The 16,762-nt window shown below is 70.8% G+C and carries 15 protein-coding genes and 1 pseudogene; 9 read left to right on the top strand and 7 right to left on the bottom strand.

Annotation, left to right across the window (positions count from 1 at the left end):
• Positions 1 to 134: 134 nt before the first annotated feature.
• The 6 genes from D7X55_RS19735 (at position 135) to D7X55_RS19760 (ending at position 5,488) form a co-directional block, all read left to right on the top strand.
• Positions 135 to 554, top strand: coding sequence for a hypothetical protein (locus D7X55_RS19735; RefSeq protein WP_121723881.1), 420 nt, complete (start codon positions 135 to 137; stop codon positions 552 to 554).
• A 103-nt stretch (positions 555 to 657) separates the two neighbouring features.
• Positions 658 to 2,001: a zinc-regulated TonB-dependent outer membrane receptor gene (locus D7X55_RS19740; RefSeq protein WP_120549319.1), complete on the top strand. Its 1,344-nt coding sequence runs from the start codon at positions 658 to 660 to the stop codon at positions 1,999 to 2,001.
• A gap of 22 nt (positions 2,002 to 2,023) precedes the next feature.
• A complete protein-coding gene (locus D7X55_RS19745) occupies positions 2,024 to 2,947 on the top strand; it encodes a metal ABC transporter substrate-binding protein (RefSeq protein ID WP_120549346.1) in 924 nt (307 codons plus the stop codon).
• Between the two features lie 4 nt (positions 2,948 to 2,951).
• A complete protein-coding gene (locus D7X55_RS19750) occupies positions 2,952 to 3,827 on the top strand; it encodes a hypothetical protein (RefSeq protein WP_120549320.1) in 876 nt (291 codons plus the stop codon).
• Positions 3,814 to 4,635 carry a metal ABC transporter ATP-binding protein gene (locus D7X55_RS19755; RefSeq protein WP_370450134.1) on the top strand — a complete coding sequence of 274 codons (822 nt, stop codon included), beginning with the start codon at positions 3,814 to 3,816 and terminating at the stop codon, positions 4,633 to 4,635. Before D7X55_RS19750 ends, D7X55_RS19755 begins: the two co-directional genes overlap by 14 nt.
• Positions 4,616 to 5,488: a metal ABC transporter permease gene (locus D7X55_RS19760; protein ID WP_120549321.1), complete on the top strand. Its 873-nt coding sequence runs from the start codon at positions 4,616 to 4,618 to the stop codon at positions 5,486 to 5,488. Before D7X55_RS19755 ends, D7X55_RS19760 begins: the two co-directional genes overlap by 20 nt.
• Here D7X55_RS19760 and D7X55_RS19765 read toward each other — a convergent pair whose 3' ends face one another.
• The 5 genes from D7X55_RS19765 to D7X55_RS19785 all read right to left on the bottom strand — a co-directional run bounded on the left by D7X55_RS19765 (position 5,489) and on the right by D7X55_RS19785 (position 9,729).
• Positions 5,489 to 6,037, bottom strand: coding sequence for an isochorismatase family protein (locus tag D7X55_RS19765; protein ID WP_120549322.1), 549 nt, complete (start codon positions 6,035 to 6,037; stop codon positions 5,489 to 5,491).
• Between the two features lie 61 nt (positions 6,038 to 6,098).
• Positions 6,099 to 7,841, bottom strand: coding sequence for a hypothetical protein (locus tag D7X55_RS19770; RefSeq protein WP_120549323.1), 1,743 nt, complete (start codon positions 7,839 to 7,841; stop codon positions 6,099 to 6,101).
• A gap of 10 nt (positions 7,842 to 7,851) precedes the next feature.
• Positions 7,852 to 8,457 carry a hypothetical protein gene (locus D7X55_RS19775; protein ID WP_121723882.1) on the bottom strand — a complete coding sequence of 202 codons (606 nt, stop codon included), beginning with the start codon at positions 8,455 to 8,457 and terminating at the stop codon, positions 7,852 to 7,854.
• A 125-nt stretch (positions 8,458 to 8,582) separates the two neighbouring features.
• Positions 8,583 to 9,077, bottom strand: coding sequence for a hypothetical protein (locus D7X55_RS19780; protein ID WP_121723883.1), 495 nt, complete (start codon positions 9,075 to 9,077; stop codon positions 8,583 to 8,585).
• A 268-nt stretch (positions 9,078 to 9,345) separates the two neighbouring features.
• Complete coding sequence (locus D7X55_RS19785; RefSeq protein ID WP_233609944.1) at positions 9,346 to 9,729, bottom strand: hypothetical protein; 384 nt, start codon at positions 9,727 to 9,729, stop codon at positions 9,346 to 9,348.
• Positions 9,730 to 9,957: 228 nt separating this feature from the next.
• Here D7X55_RS19785 and D7X55_RS19790 point away from each other — a divergent pair, with 228 nt between their 5' ends.
• Both D7X55_RS19790 and D7X55_RS19795 read left to right on the top strand, forming a co-directional pair.
• Positions 9,958 to 11,415 carry a hypothetical protein gene (locus D7X55_RS19790; RefSeq protein WP_407921775.1) on the top strand — a complete coding sequence of 486 codons (1,458 nt, stop codon included), beginning with the start codon at positions 9,958 to 9,960 and terminating at the stop codon, positions 11,413 to 11,415.
• 75 nt (positions 11,416 to 11,490) lie between these two features.
• The gene (locus tag D7X55_RS19795; protein WP_120549326.1) at positions 11,491 to 12,207 is read left to right on the top strand and encodes a Bax inhibitor-1/YccA family protein; all 717 of its coding nucleotides are present in this window, start codon (positions 11,491 to 11,493) and stop codon (positions 12,205 to 12,207) included.
• Positions 12,208 to 12,261: 54 nt separating this feature from the next.
• On the opposite strand, the gene D7X55_RS19800 is transcribed toward D7X55_RS19795, so the two are convergent.
• Positions 12,262 to 12,597, bottom strand: a complete 336-nt coding sequence (locus D7X55_RS19800) for a ferredoxin (protein WP_120549327.1) — start codon at positions 12,595 to 12,597, stop codon at positions 12,262 to 12,264.
• Between the two features lie 581 nt (positions 12,598 to 13,178).
• Here D7X55_RS19800 and D7X55_RS19805 point away from each other — a divergent pair.
• Positions 13,179 to 15,983, top strand: coding sequence for a vitamin B12-dependent ribonucleotide reductase (locus D7X55_RS19805; protein WP_121723885.1), 2,805 nt, complete (start codon positions 13,179 to 13,181; stop codon positions 15,981 to 15,983).
• Positions 15,984 to 16,054: 71 nt separating this feature from the next.
• On the opposite strand, the pseudogene D7X55_RS19810 reads toward D7X55_RS19805, so the two are convergent.
• A pseudogene (locus tag D7X55_RS19810) lies at positions 16,055 to 16,762 on the bottom strand (hypothetical protein); the annotation flags it as partial.

The raw sequence follows: 16,762 nt of genomic DNA on the forward strand, positions 1-16,762 counted from the left end.
GCGTGACGTGGGGTGCTCGTCCAACCTAACCGATGCGGTGAAGCGGGACGTCCGGAATGAAGACAACGTTCCCTTGTAATCCTGCCTGCCTTGACACTCCCGGGGGGCGACAGTAAGCCAGCCGGGACCCTCTGATGCTCTCGCGCGCCCACACCCTTGCCCGCCTCACCGCGATGCTGCTCGTCGCGCTCTGGGGTGCCCAGCCGCTGGGTCTGGCGCTGCACGTGGAGCAGCACGCGCACCGGTTCTGTCCGCAGCACCAGACGTTCGAGGAGGACGCCCGGAGGACGAACCCGGCGCTGTCCCGCTTCTCCGAGCGCGCCCCGGTCATCGCGTCCGTCCCGCCCGCCGTGGCGGACGCGATGGGCCTCAACCACGAGACGTGCCCGCTGCTCACGGCCGCCCCGCAGGTGGAGGCCCTTCAGGGGGCGGACGTCGCCTACGGCTCGGCGTGCGTGGAGAGCAACCACCCCGCCACCGCGCCGCCCCGCTCCTTCGCGCCGCTGGCCGTCCTCGACACCGCGCCCAAGGCCTCACCGCCCACGCACGCGTAGTTCCCGCGTGTCGTGTCCGTGAAGCAGGTCATCAGGTCGACGGTCGTCGCGGAGTGCGCACGCGCATGCTCCCCGGGCGGCCGGTTTCGAGGAGCCACCATCCGTGTCATCCCATCCGCGCAGGCATCCCCGCGCCCTCGCCGTCGTGCTCGCCGCTCAGCTGTCCGCGAGCGCCGCGTGGGCCCAGGAGCAGTCCCCCCCGTCCTCTGAATCCCCTGCCCCTGCCGAGGACGCGCCGGCGGCGGTGACTCCGGAGGAGATGGAGGAAATCGAGAAGGCGCTGGCGGCGGACGAGAAGGAGCGCGCGCGTCCCAACGGCGACACGTCTCCGGCGTCGCCCACCGCGACGAACGACTCCGGCGTGACGCCGCTCAAGCTGCCCAACGCCATCTCCGGCGGCACCAACTTCCTCAACCTGAGCTTCATCCTGGACATGGCCCTGGCGGCCTTCTCCAGCAAGGAGCCCCTGCAGGAGGGCGCGCACGACCCGACGAAGAACGGCTTCAACCTCCAGCAGCTGGAGCTGTCCGTCGGCTCGGTGGTGGACCCGTACTTCCGCTTCGACAGCAACATCGTCTTCAGCCAGTTCGGCGTCGAAATCGAGGAGGCGTACGTCACCACGTTGGACCTGCCCGCGAGCCTCCAGGTGCGCGCGGGCCAGTTCCTCACCCGCTTCGGGCGCATCAACGCCACGCACCCGCACGCGTGGGCCTTCGTGGACCAGCCCTTCGTGATGAGCCGCTACTTCGGCGCGGAGGGCAACCGGGGCCTGGGCGTGGAGGGTTCGTGGCTCACGCCGCTGCCCTGGTACGTGGAGGTGGTGGGCAGCGCCACGGACGCCGTGGGTGAGGCCACCGCGCGCAGTTTCTTCGGCGCGGACGCCGAGCGCGTGCTGTCACCATTGGACTTCCAGCTCACCGGCGCGCTGAAGCAGTTCTTCCCGCTGTCGGACGACATATCGCTGTTGTGGGGCCTGTCCGCCGCCACCGGCCCCAACGCGACGGGCTACCGCAACCACACCAGCATCTACGGCACGGACGTGTACCTGAAGTTCCGGCCCATCACGTCCGCGAGCTCGCAGCAGGTGACGCTCCAGGCGGAGGTGCTCTACCGGCGCCGCCAGGTGCCGGAGGACGTGCTCTCGGACTGGGGCGGCTACGCGCAGACGGTGTGGCGCTTCTCCAACCGCTGGGCCACGGGCGTGCGCTACGAGTTCGGCACGGCCGCGAAGACGCAGGAGGGCCGCGTCGCGACGGATCCGCTCGACCCCGAGTGGACGGCCGAGCGCCAGCGCATCACCGCGTCGCTGACGTACTGGCCCACGGAGTTCTCCCGCCTGCGCCTGCAGGCCGCCACGGACCGAGCGGGCTGGCGCGCGTCGCCGGACTACTCGGCCTTCCTCGCCCTTGAAGTCGTGACCGGCGCCCACGGTGCCCATGCGTTCTGACCTCATCTTCCGGAGCCCTTCCATGCGTTCCCTTCGCCTGTTCGCGGCCCTGTGCGCCGCCGTCATCAGCCTCACCGCCGTTCCCGCTCGCGCGGACCTGAAGGTCGTCGCCACCCTCCCGGACCTGGCCGCGCTGGCCAAGGCCGTGGGCGGAGACAAGGTGGAGGTCATCGCGCTCGCGCTGCCCACGCAGGATCCGCACTTCGTGGACGCGAAGCCCAACCTGGCGCTCGCGCTCAACCGCGCGGACCTGCTCATCGCCGCGGGCCTGGACCTGGAGATCGGCTGGCTGCCGAATCTCCAGACCGGTGCGCGCAACAACCGCATCCTGACGGGCAACACGGGCTACCTGGACGCGTCGCGGTCCGTGGACCTGCTGGAGGTGCCTTCCGCGCCGGTGGACCGCAGCCAGGGCGACGTGCACCCCGGCGGCAACCCGCACTATCTCTATGATCCGCGGCAGGCGCTGAAGGTGGCCGCCGCCATCGAGGCGCGCATGGCGCAGCTGGATGCGAAGAACGCGGCCACCTACAAGGCCAACCTCGCGAAGTTCACGCAGGAGGTGCAGGCGGCGCAGGAGGGCTGGGAGAAGCGGCTCGCGGCGCTCAAGGGCGTGCCCGTGGTCGCGTTCCACCGCACGACGGCGTACCTGCAGAACTGGCTGGGCTTCAAGACGATCGCCTTCCTGGAGCCCAAGCCGGGCATCCCTCCCACCGCGTCCCACGTCGCGCAGGTGCTGGTGCTGGCCCGGACGAACAAGGCGAAGATGGTCCTCAAGGAGGATTACTACGCGGACACCAACGCGAGGTTCCTCGCGTCGAAGATCCCCGCGCCGCTCGTCACCCTGCCCGGAGGCACCGATGCGCGCGGCGGCCAGACGTACGTGCAGCGCATGGAGCTGATGGTGACCCGGCTGGAGCAGGGCCTCGCCGGGAAGGGGAGCTGACACCATGAAGCGTATTGCTTCCCGCATCTCAGCCAACGCCTGGATGCTCCCTGTCGCGCTGCTGTCCGGGTGCGCGTTCGACGCGGGCGAGAGCTTCGCGGTGCTGGAGCCCTCCGTCGAAGCCGCGTACTCGCCCCTGCCCCGCCGCGACGCGGGCGACGGCTACCAGGCGCTCGCGTCCGACTTCCAGCTGCGCATGGACACGGGCACGGTGAGCCTGGGCACCATCGACCTGCTGGCCAGCGCGGGCGGCGGTGGCAGCACGACGTTTGATCCGTCCTCGCCGCCGCCGGGCTACTCGCTGTGCCACAACGGGCACTGCCACGGCGACGACGGCGCGCTCGTGGACTACGAGGACATCGAGGCGGAGCTGGCCGGTGGTGGCGGCAGCAGCACCGTCACGGTGGCCAACCTGCCCGTGGACGCGGAGCTGGACCTGCTGGCGCCCGCGGCCCGCGGCCTCACCTGCGAGCCCGCGTGCGAGCTGGGCAAGACGACCCTGTCGAGCGGGCGCTGGGCCGTCACCGGCCTGCGCATGACGGGCAGCGTGCGCGATGGCCGCGTGCCGGCGCGCTTCACGGGCGCCCTGCCCTTCCGGTTCACCGCGACGATGATGGGCGCGGAGGCCAAACCGGTGGCGGTGCTCACCGGGGACCTGGACGTGCCGTCCGACCGCGAGAACGATCCGCGCGTGACGCTGGGCCTGAAGCTGGAGCTGACGCCGGCCCTCTTCGACGCGGTGGACTGGTCCGCCGTGCCGCCGGGCGCGGATGGCGTGATCGACCTGGATGATCCCGCGCACGCGGCCGTGCGTGCCGCGCTGCTGGAGAAGGTGGCCGGATTGAGCCCCACCGCGGAGGTGAGCCGTGGCTCACGGTGATCACGAGACGGAGCTGGACCGGGGGCACCGCGCCGCTCCGCCGCCGGAGCCGGGCGAGCCGCTGCTCAAGTGCGAGCAGCTGGTCATCGGCTACGGGGGCAAGGACATCCTGCCGCCCATGGACCTGGTGGTGCGCCGCCGCCAGTTCGTGGCGGTGGTGGGCCGCAACGGCTCCGGCAAGAGCACCTGGTTCAAGACGCTGCTGGGGCTGATTCCTCCGGTGTCCGGCCGCATCACCCTGGCGTCGCCAAACATCCGCAGCGCGTACGTGCCGCAGATGTCGTCCATCGACTCGCTGTTGCCCGTGCACGCGCGGGAGCTGACCAGCTGGGGGCGGCTGTCCGGGTGGAACTTCCTGCGGCCCTTCCCCAGCAAGGCGGACCGGCAGAAGGTGGAGGCGGCGCTCGACACCGCGGGCGCGCGCGGCATCGCGAAGCGGCCCTTCCGCGATCTGTCCGGCGGCGAGAAGCAGCGCGCGCTGCTGGCGCGGGTCATCGCCACCGAGGCGGACGTCGTCCTGCTGGATGAACCCACCGCGGCGATGGACGCGGTGGCGGAGAAGCAGACGATGCTGCGGCTGTGCGCGCTGGCGCACGACCGGGGCCTGGGCGTGGTGGTGGTGAGCCACGACATGTCCGTCGCCGCCGAGCACGCCGACGTCATCCTCTTCGTGGACCGCGAGCACCGCACCTTCGTCATGGGCGATGCGCGCACCGTGTTCTGCCACCCGGCCTTCCGCCGCCAGTACGGCGACGACTACTGCCACACCGCGCCCCAGGGACCCCACCGTGGAAACAACCCTGCTTGAGCCCTCGAAGTGGGAGCAGTTCCAGGCCGGCTGGGAGCTGTTCCGGGACCCCATCCTCTGCGCGCTCATCGCCGGGTGCGTGCTGGGCTTCCTCAGCGTCTACGTCGTGCTGCGGCGCATGGTGTTCGTCAGCGCCGCGGTGACGAACACCGCGGGCCTGGGCGTGGCGCTGGCCTTCTTCGCGGAGATCCACCTGGGCGTGCACGTGGATCCGCTGGTGGGCGCGGTGGTGCTGTCCGTCGCGGCCACGCTGCTCCTGATGATTGAACCGGCGCGGCTGCGGCTGTCACGCGAGAGCCTGCTGGGGTGCGCGTTCGCCTTCGCGGGCGGCGCGGCCATCCTGGTGGGTGACCGCATCGCGCAGGAGGCGCACGACATCCAGGGCATCCTCTTTGGCACCGCGGTGCTGGTGACGCCGGATCAGCTCCAGGCGGTGGCGGTGGCCGGCGCGGTGCTGATGGTGCTGCACCTGTGGTGGTTCCGGGGCATCGCCTTCGTGAGCTTCGACCGCGTGGGCGCCACCGTGCAGGGGCTGCCGGTGAAGCTGCTGGACACGGTGTTGATGGTGTCCATCGGCATCATGGTGGGCGTGTGCGCGCGGGCGCTGGGCGCCCTGCCCGTCTTCGCGTTCTCCACGCTGTCGGCCATCGCCGCGCTGGTGCTGGACCTGCGGCTGCCGTGGACCTTCTTCACGGCGACCGTGCTGGGCGGCATCGCGGGCGCGGGCGGATACCTGTTCGCGTACTTCTACGACTTCCCGGTGGGCGGTTCGCAGACCGTCCTGTCCGGGGTCCTGGTGCTGCTGATGATGCTCATCCGGCTGGTGCAGGTGCCCTTCAAGCGCAGGGCCTGATCAACGGACGGCGGCGGACACCTTCTTGAACTCGGGGGTGCCCGCGCGGCCCAGCATGTCGAACAGGGCCGCCTCCACGGTGAGGATGCGCGCGCCCGCGTCGCGGCACAGCTCCAGGCCCACGCGGCGGTCCTCCTCCGCTCGGGACAGCACGGCGTCCGCGAGCAGGCACGGCTCGCGGCCGCTGTCCGCCAGGTCGCGCGCCGTCTGGAAGACGCAGATGTGCGTCTCCATGCCGGTGATCAGCACCTGCTTGCGGTCGCCCAGCACGGACAGGACATCCGGCGTGGCGGCGGAGAACTCCAGCTTCTCCAGCGGCTTGAACTCCCCCAGGCGCAGCTTGAGCAGCGAGTGCGTGCGGCCCAGCCCCTGCGGGTACTGCTCCGTGACGATGACGGGAATGCCCAGGGCCCGCGCGCCCTCCACCGCGGCGCCGGTGCGCGCGAGCATGCGGTCCAGGGCGTCGCGGTCCATCGCGGCGCACAGGCGCTCCTGGATGTCGACGACGAGCAGCGCGGCCTGCTCGGGCTTCAGGCGGGACGACGGCATGGGGCGGCTCCTTGGAGGATGCCCCCTAGTGACGTGAAGGCCGCGCCTGCGTCAAGCGCGCTCAGCCGCCATGAACGGTCCAGGGCGCTTCTCCACCCCGGGGGACGGGCGCGGTGTCCACCGAGGCCACGTCCGGCACCCGGCGGAGCGCCGTGCGGCCCCGGTGGCCCCGGGCCGCGAAGCCGCGCGCGCGTTGCAGGCCTGGCAGGTGCGGATCCGCGTCGCGCCACAGGTCCAGCACCACGGCGAAGTCGTGCTCCGCCTCGGACATGCACTCGCAGGCGACGTGGGCCTCCGCGACCAGCAGCATGCAGTGGCCACAACCGGGCCGCTCCCCTGCCCGCTCCAGCGCCAGCTCCAGGGCCTTCTCCTCGCGGCCGGAGCGCAGGCGCACGCGGGCCAGCGTCTCCCGGGGCGGCCGGCAGAAGAGCGCGGGGCCCACGGGGCGCAGGCGGCGCTCCAGGCGCAGTGCCCGTGTGAGCGCGGCCTCCGCGCGGCCACAGTCGCCCCGTCGCGCATCCAGCGTGCCCCGCAGCTCCTGCGCGGCGACCTCCACCGTGCGCGCCACGTCGCGAGGGCACAGGGCCCGGCCCTCGGAGCGCGGTGCTTCCGACAAGGTGACGACCAGCGCATCCAGCGTGCCGCACGCGCGCTCCACGTCGCCCAGCCGTCCCGTTTCGAGGGCACAGACGCCTCGCGCGTACAGGCGCACGGCGTCGCGCAGTCCGGCCTCCGCGACGGTGGCCGTGGAACCCAGCTCCATGGGGACCTCCGCCGCCGCCCGGCTGAAGCCGAAGCGCAGGTGCGCGGCGACGAGCGTGGTGGCCGCGAAGAGCACTGCTTGTGGCTGGCCTCCCGCGGCCTCCACGCGCTGCCGCAGCTTGCGGGCCCAGGCCTGCGCGCCCCGGTACTGCCCCACCTCCATGCAGCCTTCGCTGAGCAGGCGCAGGGCGGTGTCGGCGCTCGGCGCGACTTCGATGGGCAGCGACTCACGCGCGACGTACGCGTCGTCCGCCGTCACCGCGGCCTCCAGGATGCGGTTCGCGTCCGTGGCCTTGCCCATGCGCAGGAGCAGGCGTCCGGCGGCGAGCAGCGCGGGACTTCCCGAGGGCACGAGCGACGGAAGCAGCTCCGCGCTCTCCAGCGCCGTGTCCGGCCGTGCGCTGGGCAGCCACGCCTGCACCCACGCCACGTGCACGCCCGCGTGGCGCGGGTGCGTGCGCAACAGGTCGCGCAGGAGGAGCTGCGCGTACGGCTGTCCCTGACCGGGGCGGCCGTCGGATTCGTAGCCGTCCAGCAGGAAGCCCGCGAGCAAGAGGCGCGGTTCGGGCTCCTGGGGATAGCGGTCGATGAGGCACTCCATCTCGCGCACGAAGGCGTGCCGGCCGTTGGCGGGGCCCTTGTCCGCGAGGAGGCTGGCCGCGACCACCAGCCGCTGCTCCAGGTCGGTGGTGCCCTCCGCCAGCGTCAGCGCCTTGCGGATGGCCTCCGCCCGGTCCGCGGTGAAGCGCTGCCCCACGCCTCGCGCGAGCGCGAGCCCCCACCACGCCATGGCGAGGGATGGATCCTGCCTCGCGGCCTCCGCGAAGGCGCGCCGGGCCTCCAGTGCCCAGCCCAGGTGCAGGAGGCGCAGGCCCTGGTTGAAGTACGCCTGCGCCAGGGGGACCTGTGTCGTCACGGACAGGTGCGCATCTCCCAGCCCGTCCAGGAGCGGCGGCGTGGGAAGGGCTTCATCCGGCAGGTCCTCCCACGCGACGTGGGAGTGGACCGACGGGGCATCGGCTCTGAACAGACGTGCCAGCATGGTGTCCTCCTCACGCTCCGGTCATCGGAGCGGCATGGTGCTGCACTGCTGCATCGGTCGCGCGCACGCGCACGGCCAACCGCTTCCAGGCGGTGGACAGCTCCTCCGCGGGGATGGGAGACGCCTTGCGCCGCGCCGCCAGGCACTCGCGCCGCCAGGCCAGGCCCACGTCATGGGCCACCCACGCCTCGTACTCCGCGAGCCAGTCCGCAAGCCGCGCGAGCCCTGCCCGCGCCGCCCTGCGCTCCTGCCCGGTGGCCACTTCGCGCCGGACGCCCACGTCCTCCACGCGGAACGCGTTGCCTCGCGCGCCCTCCACCCACCGGGGCACGAAGCCGTCGCGCGGCACGAAGATGGCGGCGCCGCACGACTCACACAGCGCGCCGAAACCCCACAGCGTGAGGCGCCCCCCGTCCAAGAGCTGCCCCTGGTACGCGCTCTGTCCCTCCACGCCCGGCGGACGCGGCTCGCGCACCAGGCCGCGCCGCAGCAGCACGTTGCCGTCCGGGCAACGCACGTCCTGGCCCAGGCACCACATGGCCACGTCGAACAGACGGTCGCCGTCGCGGCGCACGTCGCAGGGAAGCAGGGAACCGCCAGAAGAGACCTTGGACATGGGGCGCCTTCCGTTCCGCTACGAAGCGGCCTTCTTCACGGTGGGGCTCACACGCACCGCGGTGAGCTCCTGACTGTCGATGAACTGCTGGAAGGTACCCATGGGGAACTCCGGTGGAGGTGGGGTCAGTCGTGGTCGTGGTCGTGCTCGCCGGCTTCTTCGATGACGAGCGACACGGAGGAGAGGGTCGAGGGCCCGAAGGTCAGCGTGTGCGTGCCCACGGTGAGCGGCACGACGTAGCGGCCCTGGATGTCCGTGCAGAGCGTGGAGCTGGTGGCGCTCTCCTCGAAGTCCACCGTCGCGCCGCTGCCGTTGGTGACCGTCACCGGCACCGTGGCGCTCGTGTAGAGGACGTAGTCGGTGGCCTCGGAGACGGCGAAGGACACCGCGCCGCCCTTGCCTCCCGCGACGTCCACCAGCGCGATGTCGTAGCGCTTGTGGTCGTTGCTCACGGCCGGGCCCACGCCGCTGGCGGCGGCGGTGACGGCGGCGCCGGGGCCCTTCTGCAGGTGCTCGCAGCCCTCCTCGTCAGCGTGGCCTTCCTCTTCTTCGTCACCGCCACAACCGGCGGCGAGGAGGGCGGTGGACAGCAGCAGGGCGGACAGAAGCTTCTTCTTCATGATGGGGACTCCAGGGACATGGGGGGACTGCGGGAACTCCAGCCGCATGGGCCGCACGCACACCGCTCCTCAAGCGGAGTGGCGGCGCGAGCCCGGACGGGACTGGAAGGAGGGACCGCGGCACGAAGCGCGTGGCCGGAGCGACCGGGCGCGTATGGCGGATCCGTTCAGCGAACAGGAACGCCCACGGCCTGGACTCCGGTGGCCACGGCGCACCCCACCCCGCGAGACACGTGGGGCCGGGACGGCGGGCTTCGGCGGCGGAAGACTAGGCGCGCGGCGGCGACGACTTGGGCGCGAGCCTCAACAGCGCGACGGGCGCCGCGTGGAAGCGGAACACCGCCAGCGCGGGGCTGGAGCGCGTGGAGACCGCGGCCACGACGGGCGCGGACCCGGCCGGAGGCGGAACCTCACGGCGGAAGAAGGCGTGGTGGCAGTGGGCTTCACCGCCGTGGGGCGTGGCCGTCGACACCGGCGCCTTCGCCACGCGCGCGTCGTCGAAGGAGAGCGCCTCCTCCAACGGGCCGTCGTGAGACGCCGCGTCGCTCACGTGCATCACGTCCCCGTGCTCCAGGCACGTGGTGTGCTGCACGAGCGCGAAGTGGAGCACGCTGCCCACGTACACCAGCACGCACACGAGCACCCACGGCAGAGCCAGGAGGCGCGGCAGGGAGCGAGGCGTTCTGGGGTGGCGTCGGAGGCGGCTCACGTCCACTCGGTGGGAAAAAGCAACTGAGTTGTTTTAAGCGACCTCCCCTCCTGGTGCAAGCCGGGAGGGGGGCCGGGAAGCGAGGTGGCGGACATGGCGGGCCTGGACGCCTGTCGCGGGTGGTGGACCCACCCGCCCCTGCGGTCGTAGGTTCCGCGCGTGCACGAGCTCATGGATGTCCTGCGCAGGCAGGCACACTATTTCGGACCGGAGCTGGCGAAGACCGCCTACCAGCGCGGCCTCGCGGTGACGAAGCCGGATGGCAGCACCCAGCCCATCCCCATCACCGCCACGCCGGTCATCCTGGACGCCGAGGAGATCAAACGCCGCGCGCTGCTGTCCGCGAAGCTGGCCTCCGCCACCCTGAAGATGGCGCGCGGCATCCTGGGCGGCCCGGACGCGGAGACGCTGCTGGGCGCGCTGTCCCCGCTGGAGCGCCGCCTGGCGCAGGGCACCTGGGAGGCGAGCCGCAAGCTGGCCACCACCCGCGTGGACTACTTCGTGTCCGGCGGCCGGCCCTGGGCGCTGGAGGTCAACGCCACCATCCCGGCCATGCAGGGCTATTCGGACATCGCGGCGCGCACCTTCATCGAGGTCGTGGCGCGGCACGTGCGCTACCCGGAGAAGGCGCTGCCGGCGCTGCTCACGCTCAACGGCAGCAACGCGCTGCCGCTCTACCGCGCGCTGCTGGACGGCTACGCGGCCGAGCGCAACGGGAAGATGCCGGACACCGTGGCCCTCTTGTGCCGCAAGAACGACGCGCAGATCACGGAGCTGCGCTGGCTGTGCGAGCGCTTCCGCGAGTTCGGCGCGGACGCGGACGTGGTGCACCCGGAGGACGTGTCCGGCGACGACACGTTCACGGTGAACGGCAAGGCGTACGACCTGGTGTACCGCCACCTCTTCGTCCGCCGGCTGGAGCAGAACCCCGCCCCCTGGGTGGAGGACTTCCTCTCCGTCGTCCCGGGCAAGAAGGCCGTGTTCCTGAACCCGCCCGCCTCGCAGGTGGAGGTGAAGACGACGTTCGCGCTCCTGTCGCAGGCGCTGACGGACGCGTCGCTCGCGGAGCGCGCGGGCCTGTCGCCGGAGGAGCTGGAGGCGGTGCGCGAGTCGGTGCCGTGGACGCGCCCCTTCCGCCACGGGCCCGGCGTGGCCCCCGACGGCGCGAAGGTGGAGGACATCGTCGCGCGGGTGGTGGAGGAGCCCGCGCGGTTCGTGCTCAAGCGCGCGTGGGACTACGGCGGCAAGGCCGTGTTCCTGGGCCGCTCCGTGGGCACCGTGCCCTACGAGGAGCGTGTGAAGGGCGCCTACGGAGAGTCCAAGACGTGGGCCCAGCTGTGCGAGCGCGCCGCGACGGACACGCAGGGCGGCGGCTTCGTGGTGCAGGAGGTGGTGGACACCCAGCCGGAGGACCACCTGCTCTGCGGGACGAACCAGGTGCTGCCGGCTTCGTTCTTCGTGGACTACTCGGCGTACGCGTCTGTTGGGCTGGCGAAACAGCCCGCGTGGGGCGGGGTGTGCCGTGGGTCCATGTCGGAGATCGTCAACATCGTGGGCGGCGGCGGTGTGCTACCGCTCATCACGACGGAAGTCGCGTCGAAGCTTTTGCTGGCCTGGAAGGCCCTTTAAGGCGTCCTCCAGGGGTCATCGTTAAAGAGAGGCTGGGGCTTGAAGCGGCCCCCGGCCCGAAAGGAAACGGAACACATGGCGTGGGAATCTTCAGGTGGCTGGCAGGGCGGGCAGGCAGGCTCGGTGGACGACGTCCTGGTGCAGGAGTCGCAGCGGGCGTTCATGTCGCGCGTGCACGGCTGGATGTTCGCGGGACTGGCGCTCACCGGCGTGATGGCCATGGTGACGCTGGCCAATGAGACGCTGCTCCGCATGGCGGTGCAGAACCGGATGGCCCTGTTCCTGGTGCAGCTGGGCGTGGTGTTCGGCCTGTCCATCCTGGCGCCCCGGCTGTCCGGCCCGGTGGCCGCGCTCATGTTCGCGGGCTACGCGGCGCTCACGGGCGTGACGCTGTCGGTCATCTTCCTCATCTACACGGCCAGCTCCATTGGCCAGGTGTTCTTCATCACCGCCGCGACCTACGGCGCGATGGCCGTCTACGGCACCGTCACGAAGAAGGACCTGAGCAGCTGGGGCACGTTCCTCTTCATGGGGCTCATCGGCATCGTCATCGCCGGCGTGGTGAACTTCTTCATCCAGAGCAGCGCCGTGTCGTTCGTGATGGCCTGCGCGGGCGTGCTCGTGTTCGCGGGCCTCACCGCCTACGACGTGCAGAAGCTGCGTGACTACCACGCGGGCGCGGGCTTCAAGAGCGCGACCGCGGTGAGCATCGTGGGCGCGCTCACCCTCTACCTGGACTTCATCAACCTGTTCCTGTCGCTGCTGCGCCTGCTGGGCAACCGCCGCGACTAGCTCCAGGGTTCAACGCTGTCACCCCAAGGCGGGGCGCGAGGCGGGCAACCGCCTTCAGCGCTCCGCCTTCTTGTTGAAGGGCATCAGCAGACGCTCCACGGGGCGGCCCTGCACCAGGTGCTCCTCCACGATGGTGGGCACGTCCTCCACCTTCACGCCGCCGTACCAGGTGCCCTCCGGGTAGACGACCACGGAGACGCCGAAGGCGCAGGTGTCCACGCAGCCCGCCGCGTTGGCGCGCATGGTGCGCTTGAGCCCGCGCTTGTCGAGCTCCTCCTTGAAGGCGGCCCGCACCTCCTCCCCACCCTTCGTGGCGCAGCACCCCTTGGGGTGACCGTCCGGACGGCGGTTGGTGCAGACGAAGACGTGGCGTTCGAAGGGAGGCGGCATGGTTCGCCTCCTAACGCGGCCGAGCGTCGAAATCGATGCCGGCGTTCAGCAGGCGACCGTCCAGGCCCGCCCCTCCCGGCCGGTTTGTCGAGTGGGCGGGACAGCGCTCCTACGCTCGGCGCACGGACTGGCAGCAAACATCCGTCAGTGATCACAAGCGCTTGGACAGGCCCCCCTCGCGGCATCCCCGGTTTTGCATGGCCATGACGATACGTTGCCAGTCACAGCAGCCATTGCCACCCGGGGAAGGGTTATTAGATCAGCCTTGGGCGCAGATCAGACGGCCTCGGAATGTCCACCAAATGAAGTGTGTAAGCAGCACTCTGACACTAGATATTGGGGCGTGGGTGATGTTGACGGACCCCACCAGCGATCATATGGATCCGCCCCCCCGGCAGGTGGGCAGTCAGGCCCGGGCCCGGAGTCCAGGGGTGTATCCCCAGGTTTCCGCCCGTCCCTGACCCATCCAACGCTGCCGCCCCTGTGCCTGGAAGTGATCAACGGATCCCCTGGGATCTCGCGGCGTTGGCCATTTTGCAAATTTTGCATCAGCACTCTCAGTGAATCTGGAGGTGGGCGTCATGGAGAAGGAACTGAGTGGGAAGCCGGCGGTGGGTGGCAGGGAGTCGCGGCGCGGAGGACGTGCGAAGGGCAAGGCGGCGACGGCCTCCACGGGGCTGACCGTGGAGCGCTTCTTCACGACGCCCGGCGTGGATCCGGCGGACGAGCTGGCGTGGGAGTACCGCAGCGCGAGCATCAAGGGCGAGGACGGCAAGGTCGTCTTTGATCAGAAGGACATCGAGGTCCCCAAGTCCTGGTCGATGCTGGCGACGAACGTCGTGGCGTCGAAGTACTTCCGGGGCACGCCGGGCACACCCGAGCGCGAGACGAGCGTGCGCAAGCTGGTGGCGCGCGTGGTGGACACCCTCACCCGCTGGGGTGAGGAGGGGCACTACTTCGCGTCGGCGGTGGACCGCGAGGCGTTCCACGCGGAGCTGACGCACCTGCTGTTGCGCCAGAAGGCGGCGTTCAACTCGCCCGTCTGGTTCAACGTGGGCGTGGAGGAGCACCCGCAGTGCTCCGCGTGCTTCATCAACAGCGTGGACGACAACATGGAGTCCATCCTGGGGCTGGCGCGCACGGAGGGCATGCTCTTCAAGTACGGCAGCGGCACGGGCTCCAACCTGTCCTCCATCCGCGGCAGCAAGGAGCTGCTGGCGGGCGGCGGCACGGCGTCCGGCCCGGTGTCGTTCATGCGCGGCTTCGACGCGTTCGCGGGCGTCATCAAGAGCGGCGGCAAGACGCGGCGCGCGGCGAAGATGGTCATCCTCAACGCCGAGCACCCGGACATCCTCGAGTTCATCCGCTGCAAGTCGAACGAGGAGAAGAAGGCCTGGGCGCTGATTGAGGCGGGCTACGATCCGTCCTTCAACGGCGAGGCCTACGGGTCGGTGTTCTTCCAGAACTCCAACAACTCCGTGCGCGTCACCGACGACTTCATGAAGGCCGTGGTGAACGACGGCCCGTGGCAGACGCGCGCGGTGCGCGACGGCCAGGTGATGGAGACCTACAAGGCCCGCGAGCTGTTCCGCGAGATCGCCGAGGCGGCGCACCTGTGCGGCGACCCGGGCCTCCAGTACGACACCACGGTGAACGCGTGGCACACGTGCTCCGGCACGGCGCGCATCAACGCGTCCAACCCCTGCTCCGAGTACATGTTCCTGGATGACTCGGCCTGCAACCTGGCGTCGCTGAACCTGATGCACTTCCGCACGCTGGAGGGTGGCTTCGACGTGGCCGCCTTCAAGCACGCGGTGGACGTGGTGCTGCTGGCGCAGGAGATCATCGTCGGCTTCAGCCGCTACCCCACCGAGCGCATCGCCAAGAACAGCCACGACTACCGTCCGCTGGGCCTGGGCTACGCGAACCTGGGCGCGCTCCTGATGGCGTCCGGCCTGCCGTATGACTCCCCCGCGGGCCGCAACCTGGCCGGTGCGATCACGTCCCTGATGTGCGGCGAGGCGTACGCGATGAGCGCGCGCATCGCGGAGCGCCAGGGCGCGTTCGCGGGCTACGGCAACAACGCGGAGCCCATGCTCGGCGTCATCCGCAAGCACCGCAAGGCGGCGTACCAGCTGCCCGTGGCCGGCGTGAGCGAGGAGCTGCACACGGCGCAGAAGGAGGCGTGGGACGACGCACTGGCGCGCGGCATGGAGCACGGCTACCGCAACAGCCAGGTGACGGTGCTGGCGCCCACGGGGACCATCGGCTTCATGATGGACTGCGACACCACGGGCATCGAGCCGGACATCGCGCTGATCAAATACAAGAAGCTGGTCGGCGGCGGCATGCTGAAGATCGTCAACCAGACGGTGCCGCTGGCGCTGGAGAAGCTGGGCTACCCGCAGACGCAGGCGCAGGACATCATCGCGTACCTGGACAAGCACGACACCATCGAGGGCGCTCCGCACCTGAAGACGGAGCACCTGCCGGTGTTCGACTGCGCGTTCAAGCCGTCCAAGGGCCAGCGCAGCATCCACTGGATGGGCCACATCGAGATGATGGCCGCGGCGCAGCCGTTCCTCTCCGGCGCCATCTCCAAGACGGTGAACCTGCCCAACGACGCCACGGTGGAGGACATCGAGAAGGCGTACATCGAGGCGTGGCGCAGCGGCCTGAAGGCCGTCGCCGTGTACCGCGACGGGTGCAAGCGCACGCAGCCGCTCAACACGTCGCAGGACAAGGCCCCGGAGGCGAAGCGCGTGGTGGCCGAGCCCACCCCCGCGGTGATGCCGGAGCCCAAGGCGCTGCGCCGCCGCCTGCCGGACGAGCGGCAGTCCATCACGCACAAGTTCTCCATCGGTGGCCACGAGGGCTACCTGACGGTGGGCATGTACGAGGACGGCACGCCGGGTGAGCTCTTCGTCGTCATGGCGAAGGAGGGCTCGGTGGTGAGCGGCCTGATGGACAGCTTCGCCACCAGCGTGTCGCTGGCGCTCCAGTACGGCGTGCCGCTCCAGGTGCTGGCGGACAAGTTCTGCCACACCCGCTACGAGCCGAGCGGCTTCACGGGCAACCCGGCCATCCCGATCGCCAAGTCCATCACGGACTACATCTTCCGGTGGCTGTCGCTGAAGTTCCTGCCCACGGAGCCCTGCGCGGACGACGTGGAGGTGACGCCGGTGGAGGAGGCCCGTCCGGAGCCGGTGACGCAGGCGGCGGTGCCGGCGCAGGTGGGGACGCTGCAGCTGTCCGCGATGAACTCGCGCAGCACGTACCTGAACCAGGCGGACGCCCCGCCCTGCCACCAGTGCGGCGCCATCACCGTGCGCAGCGGCGCCTGCTACAAGTGCACGAACTGCGGCACGACCACGGGCTGCAGCTGAAGCGCGGCCGTGACGTGACGTGAAAAAGGGCTCCGGGGCTGATGGCTCCGGAGCCCTTCGCGTTTCGTGTTTCAGGGGAAGCGGTGGAGGCGGGTGCAGATCTCCACGGCGCGGTCCGCGATGCGGCCCAGCTCCTCCAGCATGGCGACCTCCAGGGGCGCGGGGCCGTGCTCGGCGACGAAGAAGGCCACGGGCTGGCCGCGCGAGTGGAGCGGGAAGACGAGCAGGTGGGACTCGGACTCGCCGCACAGCGCGGAGAAGATGGCCTCGTCCTGAGGGGCCTGCGGGGCGCTGAAGACGCTGGGGCTGGGGCCGTTCATCGCGGAGGTGAAGAGGGACGGCGCGTCCAGGTCCACCTTGAGCGCGGAGACCTCCGGACGGTCGCAGCCGGGGCCCCAGGCGCGGCCCACGCGCGCGAGGCCGAAGCTGTCGCCCAGCAGGAAGGCCCGGCGGAAGCGGCCCGCGCTGTAGGCCAGCAGCACCTTGCCCACCATGCCCTGCGAGTCCGCCGTGTCGAGCGCGGAGAGGACCTGCTCCGCCGTCACGGCGGGACCGTCCGGAGGCGTGTCGGTGGAAGCGCTGGCGGCGGCGAGCAGGGCCTGGGCGGGATCCATCTGCGCGGCGGCCTCCGGCTGCCACGGCTGCTGCATGAACTCCCACGCGGAGGCCAGGGCCACGCCGTCCTCGGAGGCCGTGGGGGCCGCGGCGGGGACGTCCAGGTCCACGACACGGTCCGCCCAGGTGGTCTCCGGAGCGTGGCCCACGGAGCCCTCCCCTTC

This window comes from Corallococcus sp. AB049A (genome assembly GCF_003668885.1).
Lineage (GTDB): Bacteria > Myxococcota > Myxococcia > Myxococcales > Myxococcaceae > Corallococcus > Corallococcus interemptor.